Source organism: Leifsonia araucanica, assembly GCF_051161895.1.
Classification (GTDB): domain Bacteria; phylum Actinomycetota; class Actinomycetes; order Actinomycetales; family Microbacteriaceae; genus Leifsonia.
This window is the reverse complement of record NZ_JBMBTW010000002.1, coordinates 595,211-617,967: the sequence shown is the minus strand read 5'-3', so window position 1 is coordinate 617,967 and position 22,757 is coordinate 595,211. Positions and strand designations below refer to the sequence as shown.

Here is a 22,757-nt window from a genome sequence, read left to right as displayed (position 1 = left end):
ACTCGCTGCAAGCTTTCTAAACTGAAAGAATGCAGTTCTGCACTATTCGCGGAGAACGCTCAGTTTCGCGCATCCAGCTCCTCGATCAGGCGGAGCACCGTGCGCCAGTTGCGCCCGGTCGCCACCGGTCCGACCTCGCGCCAGAACGCGGGAGTGAGCTTCGACTTCGAGACGCCGAGCGGGCACCACTGGTACACGGCGCGTTCACCGACGCTGACGACCTCCGGAGCGATCGCGTCCGCGTCGGGAACGCGGAGCGCGGGCGGCACGGGATGGTCGAGAAAGGTGACCATCAGCTTCGAGTGGTCGTCGCCGGCGTCGAGCAGCGGGTTCGCCGCGGCGACGGCACGGAACGCCTTCTCGGTCAGCAGGATCACCCGGGCGGAGACGCCGGAGCGCTTCTCGATGGCGCTCTCGACGGCCGCGGCCTGTGCGGCCGACGGGGCGGCTGCGGCGTCGAACACGACGTTCCCCGACTGCAGGAAGGTCGAGACGCGCTCGAACCCGGCATCCGTGAACGCGGCGGCCAGGTCGCCCTTCGCCACCCGGGTGGATGCGCCGACGTTGATCCCGCGGACCAGCCCGACCCCGTGCATCCGGATGCCGCTAACCGTCGATCGGGTCTGCGGCCACCAGCAGCGCCTGTGCAATGGTCGCCTGCTCGTACGGGCCGCGTCCGTCGCGCCGCCGCTGCGGCTCGCTGAACGCGACCAGCCACGACGTCACGTCTCCGGCTGGCAGGTTGACGCTGCGCAGGCTCGCTGCACCCGGCGCGATGATGACGCCGGTGGGCTCTCCCACCCAGTCGTCACCGCTCTGCTCCTGCGGCTCGCGCACGTACACCTGCACGCCGACGCCGAACGCCGGGGCCGTCGAGGCGGCTGTCTTGCGGTTCTTCATGCTCCAAGCATCCCACCCGGCGGGCCGGCTGTCCGGTCAGCGGGCGGCGGACGGCTCGATCCGCCCATCCGGACGGTGCCGCTCCGGGTCGAGGAGACGACGCAGCGTGAACCGCTCCGCGACGGTCCATGCCGTCGAGGTCAGGATGTAGACGGCGGCGGCGAGCGGCACGAACGCCGCGAACACCACGGTCACGTACGGCAGGAACGACAGGGCGCGTAGCAGGCCGCCGGAACCGGGCGTGGCGGCGCCCTCCGGCTGCGGGAGCGTGAGCACCCTCCTGGACACGGTGGTAACGATCGCGATCAGCCCGAGCACGACGAGGTAGACGAGCATCGCGGGCCACACCTCCGCTCCGGCACTGGTCAGGCCGACGAAACTCGTGCCGAGCGGCGCGCCGAAGACATGCTCGCCGAGCAGCTCGTTGGCGTGACCGGAGATCGCCGGATGGGTGAAGACCGCGTAGACCAGCGAGATCACCGGGAGCTGCGCGAGCAGCGGGAGCATCCCCGCGAACGGAGAGACCTTCTCCGACTGGTAGAGCTCCATCGTCTTCCTGGCGAGCAGCTCGCGGTCCTTTCCATGTTTGCGTTGCAGCTCGGCGATGTGCGGCGCCAGACGGCGGCGGTTGTACTCGGCGCGCACCTGACTCATCCCGACCGGGATGAGGAGCGCGCGGACGATCACGGTGAGGGCGACGACGGCCAGCAGGCCGCTGAGAGTGCCTGCGACCGGCGCGAGAGCGCCGGACAGGCCGGTGACGAGAGCGTATGTCGCGTCGAGGACGGCCGCGATGGGGCCGAAGGAGAAGATGTCCACGAGAGGTGTCCCTGCTGTCGAACGGATGGGGGGGATTCCGTCTGACCGCGCTCGGCAGCTGAGGCTGCCGGCAGGGCTGCGCCGCCCATCGGGGTGGCGGGAGATGCTCCTGCTACGCGGTCCGCAGGGCGAGACCGGGCGCTCGCGGGCGCGGGCGGCCGTCGGCATCCGGATCGGACTGGCGAAGCATGGCGCTCTTGTCCGCCGGTTCGATGGGCCGTTCGAGCCGGGCCCGGATGCGCAGCGACGCCGCCAGTGCTGCCACCGACGTGAGCCCGGCGGCCGCGACGACCGCGACGAGTCCGATCGCGCCGGCCATACCGGCGAGAGCGATGATGCTGGCCGGCGTGGATGCGGCGAGCACGCCGTCGAGCGACGCGGCGAAGACCCGCCCCAGCAGCTCGAAGAACGTCAGCATGGGATGACGCTAACAAATTCACGGCCGATTCGCTGGAGGTGTTCGCCGTGGGCGCATCCACCCCCGAGGGGTCCATGATGGAAGCATGACTCGTGTTGTGATCGTCGGTGCCCACGGAAAAGTCGCCCAGCAGTTGATGCGGGTGCTCTATGACAACGGTGACGACTTCGTCGGCATCGTCCGGAACGAGGAGCACGCGGACGACGTGTACCGCCTGGGCGGAGAGGGCGTGCTGCTCGACATCGAGAAGGCGACGCCCGAGCAGCTCTCCACGGCGTTCGCCGGGTCGGACGCCGTGGTGTTCGCCGCCGGTGCCGGCGCCGGCTCCGGCATCGAGCGCAAGCGGACGGTCGACTACGAAGGCTCCGTGAAGTCGATGCAGGGCGCCGTGCTCGCGGGCATCCGCCGCTTCGTGCAGGTCTCCGCCTGGGGCGTCGACGCGCCGCTGCCGGACGACACCGAGCCGGTCTGGCGCGCATACGTCGAGGCGAAGCGGGATGCGGACGCCGTGCTCCGCGAATCCGGGCTCGACTGGACCATCCTGCGCCCGGGCGGCCTCACCACCGAGGAGGGCACGGGGCTCGTGACCATCGGGGACAGCGTCGAGCGGGGCAGCATCGCGCGCGAGGACGTCGCCCGGCTGATCAGCGCCTGCATCGACGAGCCGGGCACCATCGGGCACGTCTGGGAGGCCATCTCCGGCAGCACGCCGATCGACGACGCGGTGCGCGCGCTGGTCGCCTCCGCGTAGGCTTGCCAGCGTGAGCCAGACACCGGACGGCGCAGACGCCGCAGCCACCTCCGACGCCACCACCTCCGCTCCAGGCACCGACGCCACACGCACCGCTCCCGGCGACTACGCCGCGCGGCCGTGGCTCGCGAGCTACGCGCCGAACGTGCCGGACGACGTCGACCTGCCCGACGGCTCGCTCGCGCACCTGATCGACGAGTCCGTCGCCCGCTACCCGCGCAACGTCGCCCTCGAGTTCTTCGGGGCGACCACCACGTACGCGGAGCTGGGCGACCAAATCGCCCGTGCAGCGGAGGGCCTGCGCAAGCGCGGCGTGCGCAAGGGAGACAGGGTCGCGCTCGTGCTCCCCAACTGCCCGCAGCACGTGGTCGCCTTCTACGCCGCTCTGCGTCTCGGCGCCGTGGTGATCGAGCACAACCCGCTCTACACGCCGCGCGAGCTGCGACACCAGTTCGAGGACCACGGCGCGACCGTCGCCATCGTCTGGGACAAGGTCGCGAAGACCGTCCAGGAGCTCCCGGCCGACCTCGGAGTGACCACGGTCGTCTCGATCGACATCACCAGGGCGATGCCGGCGACCAAGCGCGCCGCCCTGCGGCTGCCGGTCCGTGCAGCACGTCAGGCCAGAGAGCAGCTCACCGCGAAGGTCAGCGGCACGGTCACCTGGGAGACCCTGATCGGCGGCCGCAGGCTGAAGGCCTCGTATCCGCGGCCCGAGCGCGACGACCTGGCGCTCATCCAGTACACCAGCGGCACCACCGGCCTGCCCAAGGGCGTCATGCTCAGCCACCTCAACCTCACGGTGAACGCCGCGCAGGCCAGGGCGTGGGTGCCCACCATCGAACGGGGCACCTCGGTGGTGTACGCCGTGCTCCCCCTCTTCCACGCGTACGGGCTGACGCTCTGCCTCACCTTCGCGATGAGCATGGGGTCGCGCCTGGTGCTGTTCCCGAAGTTCGATCCCGACCTGGTGCTGGATGTGGTCAAGAAGCGCCCGGCGACCTTCCTGCCGGCGGTCCCTCCGATCTACGACCGCCTCGTCGCGGCCGCGGAGAAGCGGAAGGTGTCGCTGTCCGGCATCGAGATCGCCATCTCCGGGGCGATGAGCCTGCCGGAGAGCATCGTGCGGCTCTGGGAGAGCAAGACTGGCGGCTATCTGGTCGAGGGCTACGGCCTGTCCGAGTGCTCCCCCGTGCTGATGGCCAACCCGGTCGGCACCACGCGCAGGGACGGCACCGTCGGCCTCGCGCTCCCGAGCACGCGGCTGCGCGTCGTCGACCCGGACGATCCGTCGCAGGACCGCCCGTTCGGCGAGGAGGGCGAGCTGCTCGCCCAGGGCCCGCAGGTGTTCTCCGGATACTGGCACAAGGCCGACGAGACGGCGAAGGTGTTCACCGACGACGGCTGGTTCCGCACCGGTGACATCGTGACGATGGATGCGGACGGCTTCGTGCGCATCGTCGACCGCATCAAGGAGCTCATCGTCACCGGCGGCTTCAACGTCTCGCCGACGGAGGTCGAGGACGCGCTGCGCGACTTCGAGGGCGTCGCGGACGTGGCCGTGGTCGGCGTCCCGCAGGAGCGCGGGGGCGAAGACGTGGTCGCCGCCGTCGTGATGAAGCCGGGCGCCTCGTTCGACGAGGCCGCGATCCGGGCGTTCGCCAGGGACACGCTGACCCCGTACAAGGTGCCGAGGCACGTCACCCAGGTGGACGATCTGCCTCGCTCCATCGTGGGCAAGGTGATCAGGCGCAAGGTGCGCGACCAGCTGCTCGCGGCGAAGGACTGACCGGCCCGGACCGCTAGAGCGGGAACACGAGCAGCGAGCCCGTCGCCGTCGCGACCGTCTTGCCGGAGGCGTCCGTCACCACCCCGTCGGCGAACGCGACCCTGCTGCCCGGCTTCGTGACGTGCGCCACGCAGGTCAGCGGACCGGCGCCCGCGTAGACAGGGCGCAGGTAGTTCACCTTGATCTCGATGGACGTGTATCCCTGACCCTGCGGCAGCGTCGTCTGCACCGCGCATCCGAGGGCCGAGTCAAGCAGCGTGCAGACCAGCCCGCCGTGCACGGTGCCGATCGGGTTGTAGTGCGACTCGTCCGGTTCGCAGACGAACGTCGCCGTGCCCGGCCCGACGTCGGTGAGCCGCATGCTCATCAGGTTGGTGATCGGCGGGGGCGGAAGCTCCCCGTCGAGCATCGACCGGAGATAGTCGAGGCCGCTCATGGTGGGCATGACGGCCACTCCCGGTGCCGGGTCCTCCCATTCGACGACGCGCTGTCGTTCGCTCACTCACTCGTCCTTTCGCGGCAGGGCGGGATCGTCCGGCGGTAGCTCGGACGGTTCCTTCACCGGCTCCAGCGTCTCGGCATTGATGGGGGTCTGTCCAGGGGGAAGATTGGAGAAGTCCGGCGCGATGATCGTGGGCGGGATGCCGGAGTCCGGCAGCCCGAACGCCGGGACGACGCCCTCCGGCGACAGCACCAGGTCGTCGGAGCGCCGTGGGAGGGTCCTGCCGCGGAAGTAGTCCGGCCGCCGCCACCACCAGATCGCCATCAGCACGAGGCCGATCAGCAGACCGCCGACACCGACCACGGCCTCGGCGCCGATGCCGAAGATGGTCACGTTCTTCCCGTTGTCGTCCACCAGCCAGTCCACGGCGGCGAAGTTGATCAGTCCGTAGATGAAGACGTAGGTGAGCATCAGCCCGCCGACCAGCGGGAACAGCCCGCGCAGGATGATGCTGCGGAAGCTGTGGAACAGCGTCTTGCGGTAGTACCAGACGCAGGCATACCCGGTGAGTCCGTAGTAGAACGCGATCATCAGGCCGATCGACCCGATCAGCGCCAGCAGCAGCGCCGGGCTGATGAAGGTGAAGATGAGGAAGAAGACCGCGGACACCAGCCCCATCCCGATCGTGGCCCAGGTCGGCGTGAGGAACCGGGGGTGGATGCGCGCGAACTGCTCGGGGATGGCCTTGTAGGCCGCCATCGACAGGGCGGTGCGCGCCGTCGGCAGGATCGTGGTCTGGGTGGAGGCGGACGCCGAGGTCAGGATGGAGAAGCCGAGCAGCGCCATCAGGATCGCGCCGACCGGGCCAGGACCGAACAATGTCGGCCCGATGGCCGAGAACACGTCGCCCGAGTTGGCCGGGTTCGCCAGCCCGATCCCTTTCTCCCCCACGCCCGCGAACGCGACCGTCGCGACCGTGACCACCGCGTACGTGGCGAGCAGCAGCAGCGTGCTGATCACGGCGGCGCGGCCGGGGGTCTTCCCCGGATCCTTCGTCTCCTCGTTCACCGAGACGGCCGTGTCCCAGCCCCAGTAGATGAAGATCGCGGTCAGCATGGCCGGTGCGATGGTCTTGCTGAAGTCGAGGGTGAACGGGTTGAACCAGTCCCACTGCGGGATGAGCGAGTACGGCTCCGCGTTGCCGGTGTAGACCTTCACGAGCGCGAACGCGGCGAAGAAGATCAGGATGACGACCTCGAACGAGAGCAGCACGTACTGCAATCTGGCCGAGATCTCGATGCCGCGGTAACAGATCCAGGTCATGATCGCGATCCAGAGCAGGCCGGCGATCGTCGTCGCCACGGTGTTGGTCGCGAGGTCGGCGACGGCGGGCAGGCCGAAGCTGCCGACGAAGGTGAACGAGTACGACCCGGCGATCTGCGCCAGATTGGACATCACGATCACGTCGGCGACGATGATGCCCCAGCCGCCCATCCACCCGGTGACCGGCCCGAACGCTCTGGTCGCCCAGGTGAACGTCGTTCCGCAGTCCGGCTCGGCCTTGTTGAGCTCCTGATACGCGACCGCGATCAGATACATCGGGATGAACGCGAGCAGCACGATGCCGGGCGCCTTCACCCCGGCGACGACCGTGCCGCCGACGACGATGAAGCCCAGGCTCGCCGCCAGGCTGTACGCGGGCGCGGTCGATGCCACCCCGACCACGACGCTGGAGACCAGGCCGAGGGCCCCGCCTTTCAGCCCCTTGGATTCCACATCCTCCGGTTTGGAGGGGACGGTCGCTGTCATTTCTGCGCCTCCACCGACTCGGGTCCGCTCTCCACTGAGCGGGCCGGCTGGAGACAGGCTAACCCCAAACGACGCCGAGCAGGTCCTCAGTCCACCGCGAGGCGCGCCAGGCGTCGGCGGGCGGCGAGTTCTGCCTGCGTCCGCGGGCCGAGCAGCACCCCCGCGCCGGCGAGCACGGTCGCCGCTGCCCTGTCCACGGGGAACATCCGGTCGAGCGGCGTCGTGCGGAGGCCGAGCATCGCGCGGTGCCGTGGCTCCAGGCTCGCGACGGCCGCCCGGAAGACCACCCGGTACGAGGGCCGGAGCATCCTGCGCAGCGGAGGACGCCGGATGAACCGCACGATCTCCTCCACCTCCGGTCCTCCGCGCAGCTCCCCGTCGTCGGTGTACGCGCCGATCTGCGCGCGCAACTCCGCCGCGCTGCGCGGCGGCTCCGCGACGCCCATCAGCTCACCGGCCGCCGCCCACTGCGACACGTAGCCGTCCGCTCCGCCCGGGATGGGACTCCCCCAGCGCTCGTGGGCCGTCAGGAACGCGTCGGTGAAGGCGATGTGCACCCAGGCCGCCAGCTCCGGATCGTTCGCGGAGTATGGCCGCGTGACGCCGTGGCCGTCGACGAACGTGCCGCTGACCCTCTTGTGCATCGCTTTCACCATCTGCGTGCTCGCGACGGCCTGGCCTGTGCTGCCGAAGGTGACCGTGTGGATCCACTGGATCGTGCCGGCCAGACGCCCGAGCGGATCCTCCCGGTAGCGCGAGAAGTCTCTGACGCCCGCGAGAGCGCCGGGATGCAGCGCCTGCAGCAGGAGCGCACGCACCCCGGCGACGAGCGTCGGCATCCCTCCGTGCACGACCCAGGGCGCGCTTCCCGCTTCGAAGAAGCCGGCGTCCTCCCCGTCCTCCAGACCGAGCACCCAGCGGGGCACCTCGTCGGAGCGTCCGGCCAGCGTCTCGATGAGGCGCGAGCGGACGGGTTCGAGGATGCCGGTCATGCGCCGGCGCCGAGCGCATCCAGGCCGAGACCGTCGACGACGCGGGCGTTCGGCAGCTCACCGAGGAAGCGCCCCGGCAGCAGGATCTTCGACCGGCGGACGCCGGAGCCGATGATGACCACGTCGGTCTCCGCGACGCGGGCGTCGACGAACACCGGCCACTCGGCGGGCAGGCCGATCGGCGTGATGCCGCCGTACTCCATCCCGGTCAGCTCCACGGCGCGGTCCATCGACAGGAACGACGCCTTGCGCACATCCAGCAGCCGCTTGACCGTGTTGTTGACGTCGGCGCGCGTGGTCGCGAGCACCACGCAGGCCGCGATCCGCTCGACGCCCTCGCGCTTGCCGGCCACCACCACGCAGTTGGCGAGCGTCGAGGCGTCCAGGCCGAACCGCTCGCGCGTAGCCGCCGTGTCCGAGACGGCGGGGTCGATCTCCACCACCCCGACATCGTCCAGCCACCCGGATGCGGTCAGCGCTCCCGCGGTCGTCGGCGCGAGCAGTTCCGTGGCAGTGGAGGCGGGGGCCGTGGTCAGCCCGCCGAGTGTGAAGACGCCCATCTCCCTAATCTGCATCACGCACCGCCCGAACGCCAACCCCCGCGCCTCCGCCCACGCGGAGATCGCGGCCGACACGCCGCGCAGCACTCCGCCCGAGCGGAGAACCGGGCTGGATCGGCTGGGTTCTCCGCTCGGGCGGAGTCGAGAAGGTGTTACTCGGCGGAGCCTGCGCGCTCGAGTACGAGCTCGCGCACGCGGGCGGCGTCCGCCTGGCCCTTCATGGCCTTCATGACGGCGCCGATCACGGCACCGGCGGCCTGGACCTTGCCGTCGCGGATCTTCGCCAGCACGTCCGGCTGCGCGGCCAGAGCCTCGTCGATGGCGGCGATGAGCGCTCCGTCGTCCGACACGACGGCGAGGCCACGCGCATCCACGACCTGCTGCGGCGAGCCCTCGCCCGCGATGACGCCTTCGAGCACCTGGCGGGCGAGACGGTCGGTGAGCGTTCCCGCCTCGACCAGTCCGGCCAGCTGCGCGACGTGCTCCGGGCTCACCAGCGTTCCGGCCGGAACACCCTGTGCGTTCGCCAGGCGGGCGATTTCGCCGGACCACCACTTGCGCGCGGCGGCCGGGGTGGCCCCGGCTGCGATGGTCGCCTCGACCTCGTCGAGGAGGTCGGCGTTCGCGATGTCCTGGAACTCCAGCTGCGTGAAGCCCCACGCCTCGATGAGGCGCTTGCGGCGCAGCGACGGCTGCTCCGGCAGGGTGCCGCGCAGCTCGTCGACCCACTCGCGCGCCGGGGCGACGGGCACCAGGTCGGGCTCCGGGAAGTAGCGGTAGTCGTCCGCGTCGGACTTCGGGCGACCCGCGCTCGTGGTGCCGGTGTCCTCGTGCCAGTGCCTGGTCTCCTGGACGATCGTGCCGCCGGCCGCGAGGATCGCGGCCTGGCGCTGGATCTCGTAGCGCACCGCACGCTCGACCGAGCGCAGCGAGTTGACGTTCTTGGTCTCCGTGCGGGTTCCGAGCTTTCCGGAGCCGCGGGGACGCAGGGACACGTTCGCGTCGCAGCGCACGTTGCCCTCTTCCATCCTGGCGTTGGAGACGCCGAGCGCCTTCACGATGTCGCGGATCGTGTGCACGTAGACGCGCCCGATCTCCGGAGCGTCGTGCTCCGCTCCCTCGATCATCTTGGTGACGATCTCGACCAGCGGGACACCGCCGCGGTTGTAGTCGACCAGCGAGTAGTCCGCGCCCTGGATGCGTCCGGTCGCCCCGCCGACGTGCGTCAGCTTCCCGGCGTCCTCCTCCATGTGCGCGCGCTCGATGTCGACCGTGATCGTGCGGCCGGACTCCAGCTCGATGGTGACCGCGCCCTCGAAGGCGATCGGCTCGTCGTACTGCGAGGTCTGGAAGTTCTTGGCCGTGTCCGGGTAGAAGTAGTTCTTCCTGGCGAACCTGCTCGACTCCGCGATCTCGCAACCGAGGGCGAGGCCCAGCCGGATGCTCGACTCGATGGCCTTCTTGTTCACCTGCGGCAGACCGCCGGGAAGACCCAGGCAGGTGGGGCAGGTGTTCGTGTTGGCACCGGAACCGAACTCGTTCGCGCAGCCGCAGAACATCTTCGTCTTGGTGTTCAGCTCGACGTGCACCTCGAAGCCGAGCACCGGCTCGAACAGTTCGAGAGCCTTGTCGTAGTCCATCAGTTCTGCTTTGGCCATCAGACGGCTCCCTCTTCGCTCGCGAACATCTCGGTGGCGCTCAGGTCGGGCGCCTGGCTCAGCAGGGTGCGACCCCACTTCTGCTCCAGGAGCTGCTCGAGCGCTGCGCCGATCGTGTACAGCCTGGCGTCGGCACGCGCCGGCGTCATCAGCTGCAGCCCGACGGGCAGGCCGTCCTCCGGCGCGAGGCCGATCGGCAGGCCCATCCCCGGCACGCCGGCCAGGTTGGCCGGGATGGTGGTGATGTCGTTGAGGTACATCGCCATCGGGTCTGCGAGCTTCTCGCCGAACTTGAACGCCGTGGTCGGCGCGCTCGGGCTGACCAGCACATCCACCTTCTCGAAGGCGGAGGAGAAGTCGCGCTGGATGAGCGTGCGCACCTTCTGGGCGCTGCCGTAGTACGCGTCGTAGTATCCGGCGCTCAGGGCGTACGTGCCGAGGATGATGCGGCGCTTGACCTCCGGGCCGAACCCGGCGTCGCGGGTGGCGGACATGACGCGCTCGACCGTGACGGGTCCCTCCGCCGGGTTGGTGCGCAGACCGAAACGCACGGAGTCGAAGCGCGCCAGGTTGCTGGACGCCTCCGCGGGGAGGATGAGGTAGTACGCGGCGACCGCGTACTCGAAGCTGGGGGCGCTGACCTCGACGATCTCCGCACCGGCCGATTCGAGCAGCGCGAGCGCCTCGTCGAAGCGCTGCTTGACGCCCGCCTGGTAGCCCTCGCCGGAGATCTCCTTGATGACGCCGACGCGGATGCCTCGCAGGGCTCCGTCGACGAGCCCGGCGCGCGCGGCGTCCGCCATCGACGGCCAGGTGTCGCTGAGCGACGTGGAGTCGAGCGGGTCGTGCCCGCCGATCACGTCGTGCAGCAGACCGGCGTCGAGCACGGTGCGCGAGACGGGGCCGACCTGGTCGAGCGAGCTGGCGAGCGCGATGGCGCCGTACCGGCTGACGCCGCCGTACGTCGGCTTGACGCCCACCGAGCCGGTGACGGCTGCGGGCTGGCGGATCGACCCTCCGGTGTCCGACCCGAGCGCGAGCGGAGCCTCGAATGCGGCGACCGCAGCGGCGGAGCCACCGCCCGAGCCACCGGGGATGCGCTCCAGGTCCCACGGGTTGCGGGTCGGGCCGTATGCGGAGTGCTCCGTCGACGAGCCCATCGCGAACTCGTCCATGTTGGTCTTGCCGAGCGGCACGAGGTCGGCCTCGCGCAGCTTGCGCACGACGGTCGCGTCGTACGGAGGCAGCCAGCCCTCGAGAATCTTCGATCCGGAGGTCGACGGCATGTCGTTGGTGGCGAGCACGTCTTTGATGGCGATGGGAACGCCGGCGAGTGCCGACAGCTTCTCACCGGATGCGCGGCGCGCGTCGATCGCCGCGGCGGTGGCGAGCGCCTTCTCCCCCGCGACGTGCAGGAACGCGTGGACGTCGGCATCCACGGCCTCGATGCGGTCGAGGTGGGCGCGGGTGGCCTCGACGCTCGACACGTCTCCCGCGGAGAGCAGGTCGGAGAGGGCGGCGGCGGAGAGCCTGGTCAGGTCTGTCATTCGTGCGTCCTACTCTTCGTCCAGGATGGCGGCGACCTTGAACTTGTCTCCGTCGCGGTCGGGGGCGCCGGAGAGCGCCTGCTCAACGGTCAGAGACGGCCGCACATCGTCGTCGCGGAAGACGTTGGTGAGCGGCAGCGGGTGGCTGGTGGCAGGGACGTCCGGTCCGGCCACCTCTGTGACCTTCGCGACCGCTTCGACGATCTGGCCGAGCTCGCTGGTCAGGCTCGCGATCTCTTCCTGGCTGAGGTCGATCCTGGCGAGGTTCGCCAGGTGCGCGACCTGCTCTGCACTGATTTCGGACATGCGTCTCCGTGGTGACTCGTGGGTGGACTCACCAATTCTATTGCGCGCCGAAGAGTCCCGTTCCCAGACGGGTCACCGCGTCGTACGCCTCCTTGTATGTGCGGGGCGTCTCCTCCTCCGGCAGCCCGTAGCGCGCCTGCAGCAGTCCGACGAGGCCGATGCCGGGCGGGCTGAGCGGCCGGTCGTCGTCGCCGGGCGCCGGCGCCTGCTGCTCCGGGTTGGCCGGGAGGAACTGCGGATGCGTGTCCGGCCAGGTGCCCGGCTGTCTCGGCGTCGACCTGTTGACGGCGTTGTCGATCGTCGCCGCTCCCCTGTCCCTGTCGGTCAGGTGCTTGAGCTTGTGCTTCTTCACGAGCGTGCTGACCACGGCGGCATGGTGCATCTCCTCGTTGATGATCGTGCCGCGCTGCGTGTACGCCGAGATCGCGATGGTGGGAACGCGGACGCCGAGCCTGTCGAACGTGAACCCCATCTCGCCCGGACCGGAGCCGTCCGGGGGCGTCGCGGGACCGGGGACGGCGTGGTCGTACGTGCCTCCGTGCTCGTCGAACGTGACGAGCAGCATCGTGTTCAGCGCGTTGGAGCCCTTCGCGCTGCGCGACGACCGCACGGCGCTGTACACCCGGTGCAGCAGCAGGTCGCCCGCCCGCACGTCGGAGATCGCCCCGCCCACGATGATCTGCCCGTCGACGTTCTCCTCGGTCATCGGGCCGCCGGGTGGATGCATGTCGTTGTGGTCGTAGAGCAGCCGCGGCTCCACGAACGCGTACGCGGGCAGGGTGCCCTCCTCCACATCCCGGTAGAAGTCGGTCATCGTGCGGAAGTTGCTGTGCCAGTACGGCTCGAGCACCGGAGCGTGGATGAAGCCGGTGAGCGAGATGATCTGGCGGTCGTCGAAGTAGACCCGCCAGCTGATCCCGGCCTCGTCGAGCCTGTTGAAGATGGTCGGGGAGTCGTTGGCGGCGTCGAACCACTTCTTCAGCCCGCCCTTACCCCCGTTGGTGACGTAGCCGTGCGAGGTGGACGCGTGGAAGAACGAGCGGTTGCAGAAGGTCTGGGACGGAACGGCGCAGTGCCAGTCGTCGTAGACGGCGAACTGCTTGGCCAGGGTGGAGAACACAGGAAGCATGTCCGGCGTGAACGAGCCCATCACCCTGCGGTACTCCTCGGGGACGGGGTCGCGCTTCAGGTCTTTGCGGAGCTCGCCGACGTAATCCTGCACGAACCCCTTCATCTGCGCCTCCGTCCCGGCGGGTGGAGCGTTGAACGGCGGCAGCATCTCGCGCTCGCGCGCCGTCGCGTTCGTGGCAGGGTCGACGGTGCCGAACAGCTGTGTGTTGACGTGCGGGTACGCCTCTCCCGGGTCGGGAGACGGCTGCCGCATCACGAAGTCGGTGGTGCCCTCGTACGGATGCGCCGCGACGACGCCTCCTGCCGGGTCCGGATTGCTGTACTCGCCGAACGCGAGGCCGTCGAACCTCTTCCCCGCCGGGAGGTTCTTCTCGTCGTAGAGGTAGCCGAGTAGGTTGTCGAACGACCGGTTCTCGTACATCAGCACGATCAGGTGCTCGAAGCCCGGCTTGTCCGGCACGGGAAGCGGCGGGTACTCCTCGCCGGTCTCGTGCTCGATCTCCTGGGCGGGATGCGAGGCGACGGATGCGCCGATCGCCCCGCCGGCGACGCCACCGACGGCCGCACCGATCCCCGCGATCCCCGCGGTCTTCAGGAAGGCACGCCGGGACGGAGCGGGCTGGCCCGCGTCGCGCTCGTCGTCATCCGGCTGCATCGTCTCCCATTATGCGCGCAGCCGAGCGGCCGTCCAGGGTCAGCGCGCCGAGGCGGTCACGACGCCGCCGGACGACCCCGTCCCGCTGATCACCAGGCGGCCCTGGTCGATGCCGATCATGGCGAGGTTGCGCATGCACTCCGTGCCGGCCGTGAAGTACTCGTTGTGGCCGGACGAGCCGCTGAGGCTCTTACCGGTGATCGGGTCGACAGCTCCTCCCACATCCATCCGCTGCGCGCCGTAGGACGCGGAGCCCGGATCGCTTCCGAAGAACGCGCTGTGCACGACCGGGTCGAGGTCGGCCTGGCCGACGAACACGTTGCCGCCGCGCACGCTCAGCTGCTGCACCGACTGCGCGTCGCTGCCCGGCGAGCCCATCAGCGCCAGCGCATCCACCGTCACCGTGTGCCGCTGGAGGGCGAGCAGTGCGGCCGTCGACCCGTAGGAGTGCGCGAGCACGCTCAGGTACGGCGGGTTCTCCTTCCGCAGCTCCTGGATGCCGACCAGGGTGCGCTCCAGGCTGTCCGCGCCCTCTTCGGCAAGCTGCATCCCGCCGATGTTCGTGAGCACGGGCGTCTGGTAGCCGATCCAGGCGACCACGGCGACGCCCGGCGCCCCGCCGGAGGAACGCGGCCCGAGGAGCCTGTGCAGGAACGCGGTCTGCTCGTCGTGAAGGTTCTGTGCGACCTTGGCCCAGTCGACGATCTGCTCCCCCACCGACATGTACATGCCGGGCACCAGCACGCTCACGTAGCGCGCGGTCGACAGGTCGCCGACGACGATCGACGCTCTGGCGTCGTCGGAGGTGTCGAGGTTGACCAGGGTGCGGTTCACGCCGTCCTTGACGGTGAGGGCCTTCTTCACGTTGTCGAGCGTGGTGAGCCTGCGCTCCAGCTCCAGGCGCACGGCCTTGCCGTTCTCGGTGGTCAGTCGCTCCGTGGTCGAGGCGATCGTGCGGCTGAGGTCGATCGCGTTCGCCTTGCCACGGACCGAGTACGGGATGCCCTCCAGGTTGCCGATCACGTGCGGCGCCTCGGCGACGAGCGCCGCCTGCTTGACGGGGTCGAGAAGGCGCCAGACCGCGGACACGTCACCGGCGCGGGGCGGCGTGACGAGCATCCGGTCGAGGTCGGCCTTGTGCGCGCTGACGAAGCCGGGCACCGCGGCGGCGCTCAGCCCGGCGATGGACCCGAGCAGCGATCCCGGCGCGACGGCGGACGTTCCGCTGCCGGAGGGAGCATCGGCGACGACCGTGTCGTACGAGGAGGCGCTGTAGCTGTACGCCGCGATCGGAGGGAGATCTGCGGGCGCGACGGAAACCCCGGTCAGCCCTGTGGCGACCGAGGTCATGGCGATAACAGCTGCAAAGCCGACCAGCACTCCGTCCGGGTCCCTCCGAGAGCGACGAGCTAAGCCCTTGCAGTGCGCCCCGGGCGAGCGCACTCTTCGATGCTATCGGTAGCGCGATCGCGTCAGGCCGGTCATTCTACCCCCTGTTCAGGCGTAGACGGACCAGTCCTGGCTCAGGATTGCTCGTCCACGGCCTCCGAATCGCCCGAATCGTCCAGAGCAGACGGCCCAAGCTCGACAAGAATCCGGAACTGCTCCGCGTCGAGGATGCGCAGCCCAAGCGCCTCCGCCTTCGCGAGCTTCGACCCTGCGCCCGGTCCGGCAGCGACGAAATCGGTGTTCTTCGACACGCTGGATGCTGCCTTGCCGCCGGCGGCGATGATCGCCTCCTGGGCGCCCTCACGCGTGTAGCCCTCCAGCGAGCCGGTGGCGACGACGGTCAGCCCGGCGAGCACGCCGCCCGCCTCCGCCGCTGCGCCGGGACCGGGATGCCCCGGCGTCGCGAACTGCACGCCGTCCGCGGCCCAGCGCTCCACGATCTCGCGGTGCCAGTCCACCTCGAACCAGGCGAGCACCGCGTCGGCGATGATCCCGCCGACGCCGTCGACCGCGGCCAGCTCGTCCCTGGTGGCGGTGCGGATCGCATCCAGTGACCCGAAGTGGTTGGCCAGCGCCCGGGCGGCGACCGGACCGACGTGCCGGATGTTCAGGGCGACCAGGATGCGCCAGAGCGGCTTCACGCGCGCCGCGGCCAGGTTGGCCAGCAGCTCGACCGCGTTCTTCGACGGCACGTGGTCTTCGTCTCCGCCGAACTCGGCGGCGTCCGGGTCGTACGCGCCATCCTTCTTCTGCCGGCGGCGGCGGAACGGGGTGTCCGTCTTCTCCGCGCCGGAGTCCGTGAGCTTGGGCAGCCCGGTCTCCGAGTCGCGCACGACGACCTCGACAGGGAAGATGTCTTCCATCCGCAGGCCGAACAGTCCGGCCTCGGTGGGGAGCGGTGGTGTCGGCGGGTGCAGCGGCTGGGTGAGGGCGGCCGCGGCCACCTCCCCGAGCGCCTCGATGTCGAGCGCCCCGCGCGACCCGATGTGCTCGACGCGCCCGCGCACCTGGGCCGGGCAGAACTCGGAGTTGGGGCAGCGGAGGTCGATGTCGCCCTCCTTCGCCGGGGCGAGCTTCGTGCCGCACTCCGGGCAGTTCTCCGGCATGACGAACTCGCGCTCCGTGCCGTCGCGCAGCTCGACCACCGGGCCGAGGACCTCGGGGATCACGTCGCCCGCCTTGCGCAGCACGACGGTGTCGCCGATGAGCACGCCCTTGGCCTTGACCACATCCTGGTTGTGCAGCGTGGCCTGGCGCACCTCCGAACCGGCCACCTTCACCTTCTCCATGACGGCGAACGGCGTCGCACGCCCTGTCCTGCCGACGCTCACGACGATGTCGAGCAGCTTGGTGTTGACCTGCTCCGGCGGGTATTTGTAGGCGATGGCCCAGCGCGGCGCACGGCTGGTGGCTCCCAGCTCGTCGTGCAGCGCCAGCTCGTCGACCTTCACCACGATGCCGTCGATCTCGTGCTCGACGCTCGCCCGGTGCTCGCCGAAGTATTCGATGAACTCGGCGACCTTGTGGGCGTCGTCGAACACCCGGTAGTGCGACGAAGTGGGCAGGCCCCACTCCTTCAGCAGGTCATAGACCTCGGACTGGCTGGCCACCGGCGGGTTGGCCCACGCTCCGATGCCGTGCACGAGCATGTGCAGTCGCACCAGCCTGTTGTGCATGAGCGCGAGCTGCGCCTGGTTCTTGTTCTCCGCCTTCTGGCGCAGCGACCCGCTGGCCGCGTTGCGCGCGTTGGCGAAGACCTTCTCGCCCTGCTCCAGCTGAGCGGCGTTCAGGGCCTCGAACTCGGCGACGGGGAAGAACACCTCGCCGCGCACCTCCACCAGCGGAGGGTGGCCCGTGCCGGACAGCTTGGCCGGGATGGCCGGGATGTACCGGATGTTCTCGGTGACGTCTTCGCCGACGACGCCGTCGCCGCGGGTCGCGGCGCTCACCAGCGTGCCGTACTCGTAGCGCAGGTTGATCGCAAGGCCGTCGATCTTCAGCTCGCTGAGGTAGTGGACCCGGCGCCCTGCATCGCGCTCCACCTTGGCCGCCCACGCCTCGAACTCCTCGATCGAGAAGACGTTGTCGAGGCTGAGCATGCGCTCGGCGTGCTCGACCGGCGCGAACAGCGTGGTCTGCGCGCGACCGCCGACGGTCTGGGTGGGGCTGTCCTGGCTCTGCAGCTCGGGGTGCAGACGCTCCAGCTCTTCGAGCCGCTGGATCATGCGGTCGTAGTCCTGGTCGCTGACGAGCACGGTGTCGCGCTCGTAGTACGCATCCCGCAGCTCCAGGATGCGCGTGGTCAGCTCCGCGGCCTCGGCGCGGGCGTCCGTGTCGCTCTGGGCCTGGCCGGACTCGATGTCGCGGCCTGATTCGATGTCGTCGTGCGTGCTGGTGTCGTCTGCCACGACAGACAGCTTATTCACCACCACCGACGTCCAGGCGGGGGCGCGCCCCTCGGCGCCTAGCCGACGGGGACGGCGGAGACGGTGCGGTCGATGGTGGTCTGGCCGAGCACGCGCGTGCCGACGTAGACCACCGCGGTCTGCCCCGGGGCGACGCCGTTCAGGGGCACGTCCGGGCGGATCACCAGCTCGCCGTCGCGCACCACGGCCACAGCGGACACAGGGTCGGCGTGCGCGCGGATCTGCACGTCGCAGGCGAACTCCTCGCCGGCGTCCTCCGGAGCGCGTCCCGCCCAGGTGAACCGGGAGCCGGCGATCTCGGCGATGTCGAGCGCCTCCTTCGGGCCGACGACGACGGTGTTGTCCTTGGGGCGCACCTCGAGCACGAAGCGGGGCTTCCCGTCGTCCGACGGGTAGCCGATGTTGAGGCCCTTCCTCTGGCCGACGGTGAACGCGTGGGCGCCATCGTGGCTGCCCAGTCGGTTGCCCTCTCTGTCGAGGATGTCGCCGGTCTCCGCGCCGACGCGGTCGGCGAGCCAGCCGCGGGTGTCTCCGTCCGGGATGAAGCAGATGTCGTGCGAGTCCGGCTTGGTGGCGACGCTGAATCCGCGTTCCGCCGCCTCGGCGCGCACCTCGGCCTTCGACGGCGTGGCTCCGAGCGGGAACATCGCGTGTGCGAGCTGCTCGGAGGTGAGCACGCCGAGCACGTACGACTGGTCCTTGGCCCACGCGCTCGCCCGGTGCAGCTCGCGGTTGCCGTCGTCGTCGGTCAGGATCGTGGCGTAGTGGCCGGTACAGACCGCATCGAAGCCGAGGTCGAGCGCCTTCTCGAGCAGCGCGGCGAACTTGATCTTCTCGTTGCAGCGCATGCAGGGGTTGGGCGTGCGGCCCGCGCTGTACTCCGCGATGAAGTCGTCGACCACGTCGAGCTTGAAGCGCTCGGAGAAGTCCCACACGTAGTACGGGATGCCGATGATGTTGGCCGCGCGCTGCGCATCCATCGAGTCCTCGATCGTGCAGCAGCCGCGGCTTCCGGTGCGCAGCGTGCCCGGCATCCTGCTGAGCGCCAGGTGCACGCCCACCACTTCGTGCCCGGCGTCCACGGCGCGTGCCGCCGCCACCGCAGAGTCCACCCCGCCGCTCATCGCTGCCAAAATCTTCACCCGGCGATTGTACGCGCCCACCCTGGATGCGGTCGCCGGGCCGGGCGGGAGCACCAGCGAGCGCGCCAGCGAGTGCGCCAGCCGAGCGCGTCAGGCGAGGCGGGAGGCGCGGGTGGCCAGTCCGGCCCGGGACGCCTGGGCGTACGCGGACGGGAGGGCGGCGAGCAGCGCATCCACGTCGGCGTCCGTGGTGGTGCGGCCGATGGTGAAGCGGAGGGCGCTGCGGGCGTCGTCCTCGCTGCGGCCCATCGCCAGCAGCACGTGCGACGGCTCGGGGATGCCCGCCTGGCAGGCCGAGCCGGTCGAGACGGAGACCCCGGCGAGGTCGAGCAGGAACAGCAGCGAGTCGCCCTGGGCGCCGGGGAACGTGAAGTGGGCGTTCGAGGCGACCCTCTCGCCGCTCTCCGGCTCCGGCCCGCTCAGCCGCGCCTCGGGAACAGCAGCCCGCACACCGTAGATCAGCCGGTCCCGCAACGCGGTCAGCCGCGCGCTCTCCTCCGCCAGCTCGGCGGCCGCCGCACGCGCCGCCACCGCGAACGACACCGCCGCCGCCACATCCTGGGTGCCGCTGCGCACCTGCCGCTGCTGGCCGCCGCCGTGCACCAGAGGCACGACGCTCGCGCTGCGGGAGAGCACGAGCGCGCCGATGCCGACCGGTCCGCCGATCTTGTGTGCCGACACGCTGAGCGCCGCGACGCCGAGCGAGGAGAAGTCGATCGGCAGGTGCCCGTACGCCGCCACCGCGTCGATGTGCGCCGGCACGCCGGCCGCCGCGGCGAGCGCCGCCAGTTCCTCGACGGGCTGGATGGTGCCGACCTCGTTGTTGACGGAGAGAAAGGTGAGCAGCGCTGTCTCGTCTGCGCGTGCGGCGAGCGCATCCCGGGCGGAGTCGAGCCGGATGCGGCCGTCGGCGTCGAGGGGAAGCCAGTCCGCCTGTGCGCCTTCGGCGTTCTGCAGCCAGTCGATCGTGTCGATCGTGGCGTGGTGCTCTCCTCCCGGCGCGAGGATGCGCGGCCGGTGGGCGCCGGTGTTGCGCTGCCAGTACAGTCCTTTGATCGCGAGGTTGATCGCCTCGGTGCCTCCCGAGGTGAAGACCACTTCGATCGGGTCGGAGCCGAGGGTGGCGGCGACGGTCTCTCTGGCCTCTTCGAGCATCCGCTTGGCCTGCTGGCCCTGGCTGTGGATGGACGAGGGGTTGCCGACGACGCCCATCGCTTCCGCGTATGCCGCGATGGCGTCCGGCCGCATCGGCGTGGTGGCCGCGTGGTCGAGGTAGACAGGCACCGGCCCTCCTTCGCTCAGATCGGCTCGTCGGCTATTCACTACTGTAGATCGCATGAGCCCCGCTGATCCTCTGCGCAACCTCGGCGTCCGCGTCGGCACTCACGGCGGCGAGCTGCGGGTGTGGTCCGAGCACGCCGACGGCATGGAGCTGTGCCTGTTCGACGCGAAGGACCCGAACTGGCTGGTGAAGACCGTGCCGATGACCAAGGATGCGAACAACGTCTGGGTGGGCAGGTCGCGGTCGCTGGCCGTGGGCGCCCGGTACGCCATCCGGGTGTCCGGCCCAGCGTCTCCCACCAACGTGTTCAATCCGGAGACGATGCTGCTCGACCCGTATGCGCGCGGGCTGGTGCGGGTGGGCTCCGACGGGTGGCGCGGCACGGTCGTGGCGGACGGCTTCGACTGGGGGGACGTGCGCAAGCCGAACATCCCGCTGGATCACACCGTGGTCTACGAGGCGCACGTGAAGGGCATCAGCAAGCTCAACCCCGATGTGCCGGAGGAGCTGCGCGGCACGTACGCCGGCCTCGCGCACGAGTCGACCATCGGCTACCTGAAGGATCTGGGCGTCACCGCCGTCGAGCTGCTCCCCGTGCAGGCGTTCGTCTCCGAGCAGCGGCTGCTGCAGCAGGGGCTCACCAACTACTGGGGATACAACACCCTCAACTTCTTCTCCCCGCACGCCCCGTATGCGTCGCGTGCTGCGCAGGCGGCCGGTCCGGATGCGGTGCTCGCCGAGTTCAAGGGCATGGTCAAGCTGCTGCACCAGGCCGGGCTCGAGGTCATCCTCGACGTGGTCTACAACCACACGGCCGAGGAGGGGCTGGGCGGTCCGCGCACCGGTTTCCGCGGCATCGACAACGCCACCTACTACCGGCAGGACGAGACCGGCGCGTACATCGACGTGACCGGATGCGGGAACACCCTGAACTTCGGGCATCCGGTCCCCATCCGGCTGGTGCAGGATTCGCTGCGCTACTGGGCGAACGAGATGCAGATCGACGGGTTCCGGTTCGACCTGGCCGCGACGCTGGGGCGCGGGGCGGACGTGCAGTACAGCCCGGAGCACCCCCTGCTGCAGAGCGTGCTCAGCGATCCGGCGCTCGCCGACGTGAAGCTGATCGCCGAGCCGTGGGACGTGGGCATGGGCGGCTGGCAGACGGGGAACTTCCCGGCCGGCTGGTCGGAGTGGAACGACCGCTACCGCGACAGGGTGCGGAACTTCTGGCTCGCCGACATCGCGGAGGCTCGGAGGAACGGGAACCCTCCGGTCGGCATCGGCGGCTTCGCCACCAGGCTCGCCGGGTCGTCGAACACCTTCTCGCCGGAGCGCGGACCGCTGGCGTCCGTCAACTTCGTGACCGCGCACGACGGGTTCACGATGGCGGATCTGACCGCGTACGACGTGAAGCACAACCTCGGTAACGGCGAGAACAACCGGGACGGCACCGACAACAACCGGTCGTTCAACCACGGCATCGAGGGCGTGACGACCGACGAGGCGGTCCTGCTCGACCGGCACAAGGCGCTCAGGAACCTGATGGGCACCCTGCTGCTCTCCGCTGGCGTTCCGATGATCACCTCCGGCGACGAGTTCGGTCGCAGCCAGCGCGGCAACAACAACGCGTACTGCCAGGACAGCGAGCTCACCTGGCTGAGCTGGCTGCGCACCCGCGAGCAGCGCGAGATGTACGACACCACCCGGCGGCTGCTCGAACTGCGCAGAGACAACCCCGCGCTCCGCCCGAGCAAGTACGCGGTGTTCGGTCAGTCCACCAAGAACGCCAGCCACATGGACTGGTTCGACGCGTCCGGCGCGCTGATGGACGACGAGGACTGGAACTCGCCGGAGAACCGCACGCTGCAGTACCTGGCGGCGTCGACGCCCGACCAGGAGGAGTTCAACCGCATCCTGCTGATCGTGCACGGCGTCGAGGACGACGTGGAGGTGCGCCTGCCCGTCGCACCCGGCGTCGACTCGTACCGGCTGCTCTGGGACAGCGCGACGGAGGTGCCGATCGACGAGGAGCACGAGACGCTCGCTCCCGGCGCCACCCGGCTGGTGGGAGGCGCGTCGATGCAGCTGTTCCGTGCAAACGGCCCGCGCCTGGAGCCGTCGGAGACGGCCGTCCAGCAGCACCCGGCCGAGGCAGCGGAGGCAACGGAGGCAGCGCAGTAGTGGCGAAGGCGAAGTCGCCGTCCGGGAGGATGGCAGGCACCCCGGCGACCGTCGCGCTGACGGCGGCCGGCATCCCGTTCACCGTGCACGCGTACGACCACGACCCGGCGGCCGCCTCGTACGGCCTGGAAGCGGCGGAGGCGCTCGGCGTCGAACCCGACCGCGTGTTCAAGACGCTGCTCGCCGACACCGAGCTCGGCCTGGTGGTCGGCATTGTGCCGGTGACCGGGATGCTCGACCTCAAGGCGCTCGCGGCTGCCGTCGGCGCCAAGCGCGCGACGATGGCCGACCCGGCCGTCGCCGAACGCAAGACCGGCTACGTGGTCGGCGGCATCAGCCCGATCGGGCAGAAGACCAGGCTCCGCACCGTGCTGGACGAGACGGCCCAGCTCTGGGACACGGTGTTCGTCTCCGGCGGCAAGCGCGGGATGGACGTGGAGCTCTCCCCCACCGACCTCCTCGCCGTCACCGCCGGAGACGTCGCGGCCATCGCCGCCTGA

At 70.0% G+C, this 22,757-nt stretch carries 20 protein-coding genes; 4 read left to right on the top strand and 16 right to left on the bottom strand.

Annotated features, from left to right (window positions below):
* Positions 1 to 59: 59 nt before the first annotated feature.
* The 4 genes from ACN6M5_RS02865 to ACN6M5_RS02850 all read right to left on the bottom strand — a co-directional run bounded on the left by ACN6M5_RS02865 (position 60) and on the right by ACN6M5_RS02850 (position 2,137).
* Positions 60 to 596 carry a DUF1697 domain-containing protein gene (locus tag ACN6M5_RS02865; protein WP_434948435.1) on the bottom strand — a complete coding sequence of 179 codons (537 nt, stop codon included), beginning with the start codon at positions 594 to 596 and terminating at the stop codon, positions 60 to 62.
* Between the two features lie 10 nt (positions 597 to 606).
* Positions 607 to 900: a hypothetical protein gene (locus tag ACN6M5_RS02860; RefSeq protein ID WP_434948434.1), complete on the bottom strand. Its 294-nt coding sequence runs from the start codon at positions 898 to 900 to the stop codon at positions 607 to 609.
* A gap of 36 nt (positions 901 to 936) precedes the next feature.
* On the bottom strand, positions 937 to 1,719 hold the full coding sequence (locus ACN6M5_RS02855; RefSeq protein WP_168689301.1) for a YidC/Oxa1 family membrane protein insertase: 783 nt from the start codon (positions 1,717 to 1,719) through the stop codon (positions 937 to 939).
* Between the two features lie 112 nt (positions 1,720 to 1,831).
* Complete coding sequence (locus tag ACN6M5_RS02850; RefSeq protein WP_085368530.1) at positions 1,832 to 2,137, bottom strand: DUF6412 domain-containing protein; 306 nt, start codon at positions 2,135 to 2,137, stop codon at positions 1,832 to 1,834.
* A gap of 85 nt (positions 2,138 to 2,222) precedes the next feature.
* Between ACN6M5_RS02850 and ACN6M5_RS02845 the strand changes: the two genes are divergently transcribed.
* Complete coding sequence (locus tag ACN6M5_RS02845) at positions 2,223 to 2,888, top strand: SDR family oxidoreductase (protein ID WP_434948433.1); 666 nt, start codon at positions 2,223 to 2,225, stop codon at positions 2,886 to 2,888.
* 10 nt (positions 2,889 to 2,898) lie between these two features.
* Positions 2,899 to 4,677 (top strand): long-chain-fatty-acid--CoA ligase, encoded by a 1,779-nt coding sequence (locus tag ACN6M5_RS02840; protein WP_434948432.1) that lies wholly within the window; start codon positions 2,899 to 2,901, stop codon positions 4,675 to 4,677.
* Between the two features lie 13 nt (positions 4,678 to 4,690).
* Here the strand turns inward: ACN6M5_RS02840 and ACN6M5_RS02835 are convergent, their stop codons facing one another.
* The 12 genes from ACN6M5_RS02835 to ACN6M5_RS02780 all read right to left on the bottom strand — a co-directional run bounded on the left by ACN6M5_RS02835 (position 4,691) and on the right by ACN6M5_RS02780 (position 20,078).
* Complete coding sequence (locus ACN6M5_RS02835; RefSeq protein ID WP_168690841.1) at positions 4,691 to 5,122, bottom strand: PaaI family thioesterase; 432 nt, start codon at positions 5,120 to 5,122, stop codon at positions 4,691 to 4,693.
* 57 nt (positions 5,123 to 5,179) lie between these two features.
* On the bottom strand, positions 5,180 to 6,928 hold the full coding sequence (locus ACN6M5_RS02830) for an APC family permease (protein WP_085368533.1): 1,749 nt from the start codon (positions 6,926 to 6,928) through the stop codon (positions 5,180 to 5,182).
* An 86-nt stretch (positions 6,929 to 7,014) separates the two neighbouring features.
* Positions 7,015 to 7,920, bottom strand: coding sequence for an oxygenase MpaB family protein (locus ACN6M5_RS02825; protein WP_434948431.1), 906 nt, complete (start codon positions 7,918 to 7,920; stop codon positions 7,015 to 7,017).
* Positions 7,917 to 8,480 (bottom strand): YbaK/EbsC family protein, encoded by a 564-nt coding sequence (locus tag ACN6M5_RS02820; RefSeq protein ID WP_434948430.1) that lies wholly within the window; start codon positions 8,478 to 8,480, stop codon positions 7,917 to 7,919. Before ACN6M5_RS02820 ends, ACN6M5_RS02825 begins: the two co-directional genes overlap by 4 nt.
* A gap of 152 nt (positions 8,481 to 8,632) precedes the next feature.
* Positions 8,633 to 10,138, bottom strand: coding sequence for an Asp-tRNA(Asn)/Glu-tRNA(Gln) amidotransferase subunit GatB (gatB, locus tag ACN6M5_RS02815; protein ID WP_434948429.1), 1,506 nt, complete (start codon positions 10,136 to 10,138; stop codon positions 8,633 to 8,635).
* Positions 10,138 to 11,685 carry an Asp-tRNA(Asn)/Glu-tRNA(Gln) amidotransferase subunit GatA gene (gatA, locus tag ACN6M5_RS02810; RefSeq protein ID WP_434948428.1) on the bottom strand — a complete coding sequence of 516 codons (1,548 nt, stop codon included), beginning with the start codon at positions 11,683 to 11,685 and terminating at the stop codon, positions 10,138 to 10,140. Before gatA ends, gatB begins: the two co-directional genes overlap by 1 nt.
* A gap of 9 nt (positions 11,686 to 11,694) precedes the next feature.
* On the bottom strand, positions 11,695 to 11,991 hold the full coding sequence (gatC, locus tag ACN6M5_RS02805; protein WP_085368538.1) for an Asp-tRNA(Asn)/Glu-tRNA(Gln) amidotransferase subunit GatC: 297 nt from the start codon (positions 11,989 to 11,991) through the stop codon (positions 11,695 to 11,697).
* Between the two features lie 37 nt (positions 11,992 to 12,028).
* Positions 12,029 to 13,777: an alkaline phosphatase family protein gene (locus ACN6M5_RS02800; RefSeq protein WP_434948427.1), complete on the bottom strand. Its 1,749-nt coding sequence runs from the start codon at positions 13,775 to 13,777 to the stop codon at positions 12,029 to 12,031.
* A gap of 39 nt (positions 13,778 to 13,816) precedes the next feature.
* Positions 13,817 to 15,127, bottom strand: a complete 1,311-nt coding sequence (locus ACN6M5_RS02795) for an alpha/beta hydrolase (RefSeq protein WP_434948426.1) — start codon at positions 15,125 to 15,127, stop codon at positions 13,817 to 13,819.
* A gap of 173 nt (positions 15,128 to 15,300) precedes the next feature.
* Entirely contained in the window at positions 15,301 to 17,586 is a 2,286-nt protein-coding gene (ligA, locus tag ACN6M5_RS02790) for an NAD-dependent DNA ligase LigA (protein ID WP_434952305.1), read from the bottom strand.
* Positions 17,587 to 17,690: 104 nt separating this feature from the next.
* Entirely contained in the window at positions 17,691 to 18,794 is a 1,104-nt protein-coding gene (mnmA, locus tag ACN6M5_RS02785; protein WP_434948425.1) for a tRNA 2-thiouridine(34) synthase MnmA, read from the bottom strand.
* Between the two features lie 90 nt (positions 18,795 to 18,884).
* Complete coding sequence (locus ACN6M5_RS02780; protein WP_434948424.1) at positions 18,885 to 20,078, bottom strand: cysteine desulfurase family protein; 1,194 nt, start codon at positions 20,076 to 20,078, stop codon at positions 18,885 to 18,887.
* 52 nt (positions 20,079 to 20,130) lie between these two features.
* Between ACN6M5_RS02780 and glgX the strand changes: the two genes are divergently transcribed.
* Together glgX and ybaK are read left to right on the top strand one after the other, a co-directional pair.
* On the top strand, positions 20,131 to 22,257 hold the full coding sequence (gene glgX / locus ACN6M5_RS02775; RefSeq protein WP_434948423.1) for a glycogen debranching protein GlgX: 2,127 nt from the start codon (positions 20,131 to 20,133) through the stop codon (positions 22,255 to 22,257).
* A 29-nt stretch (positions 22,258 to 22,286) separates the two neighbouring features.
* Entirely contained in the window at positions 22,287 to 22,757 is a 471-nt protein-coding gene (gene ybaK / locus ACN6M5_RS02770) for a Cys-tRNA(Pro) deacylase (protein ID WP_434952303.1), read from the top strand.

Bases quoted from the DNA above. Each gene is read 5' to 3' on its own strand.
- ACN6M5_RS02865 (WP_434948435.1), bottom strand. From the start codon at position 596: ATGCACGGGGTCGGGCTGGTCCGCGGGATCAACGTCGGCGCATCCACC.
- ACN6M5_RS02860 (WP_434948434.1), bottom strand. From the start codon at position 900: ATGAAGAACCGCAAGACAGCCGCCTCGACGGCCCCGGCGTTCGGCGTC.
- ACN6M5_RS02850 (WP_085368530.1), bottom strand. From the start codon at position 2,137: ATGCTGACGTTCTTCGAGCTGCTGGGGCGGGTCTTCGCCGCGTCGCTC.
- ACN6M5_RS02845 (WP_434948433.1), top strand. From the start codon at position 2,223: ATGACTCGTGTTGTGATCGTCGGTGCCCACGGAAAAGTCGCCCAGCAG.
- ACN6M5_RS02835 (WP_168690841.1), bottom strand. From the start codon at position 5,122: ATGCCCACCATGAGCGGCCTCGACTATCTCCGGTCGATGCTCGACGGG.
- ACN6M5_RS02830 (WP_085368533.1), bottom strand. From the start codon at position 6,928: ATGACAGCGACCGTCCCCTCCAAACCGGAGGATGTGGAATCCAAGGGG.
- ACN6M5_RS02825 (WP_434948431.1), bottom strand. From the start codon at position 7,920: ATGACCGGCATCCTCGAACCCGTCCGCTCGCGCCTCATCGAGACGCTG.
- ACN6M5_RS02820 (WP_434948430.1), bottom strand. From the start codon at position 8,480: ATGGGCGTCTTCACACTCGGCGGGCTGACCACGGCCCCCGCCTCCACT.
- gatB (WP_434948429.1), bottom strand. From the start codon at position 10,138: ATGGCCAAAGCAGAACTGATGGACTACGACAAGGCTCTCGAACTGTTC.
- gatA (WP_434948428.1), bottom strand. From the start codon at position 11,685: ATGACAGACCTGACCAGGCTCTCCGCCGCCGCCCTCTCCGACCTGCTC.
- gatC (WP_085368538.1), bottom strand. From the start codon at position 11,991: ATGTCCGAAATCAGTGCAGAGCAGGTCGCGCACCTGGCGAACCTCGCC.
- ACN6M5_RS02800 (WP_434948427.1), bottom strand. From the start codon at position 13,777: ATGCAGCCGGATGACGACGAGCGCGACGCGGGCCAGCCCGCTCCGTCC.
- ACN6M5_RS02795 (WP_434948426.1), bottom strand. From the start codon at position 15,127: ATGACCTCGGTCGCCACAGGGCTGACCGGGGTTTCCGTCGCGCCCGCA.
- glgX (WP_434948423.1), top strand. From the start codon at position 20,131: ATGAGCCCCGCTGATCCTCTGCGCAACCTCGGCGTCCGCGTCGGCACT.
- ybaK (WP_434952303.1), top strand. From the start codon at position 22,287: ATGGCAGGCACCCCGGCGACCGTCGCGCTGACGGCGGCCGGCATCCCG.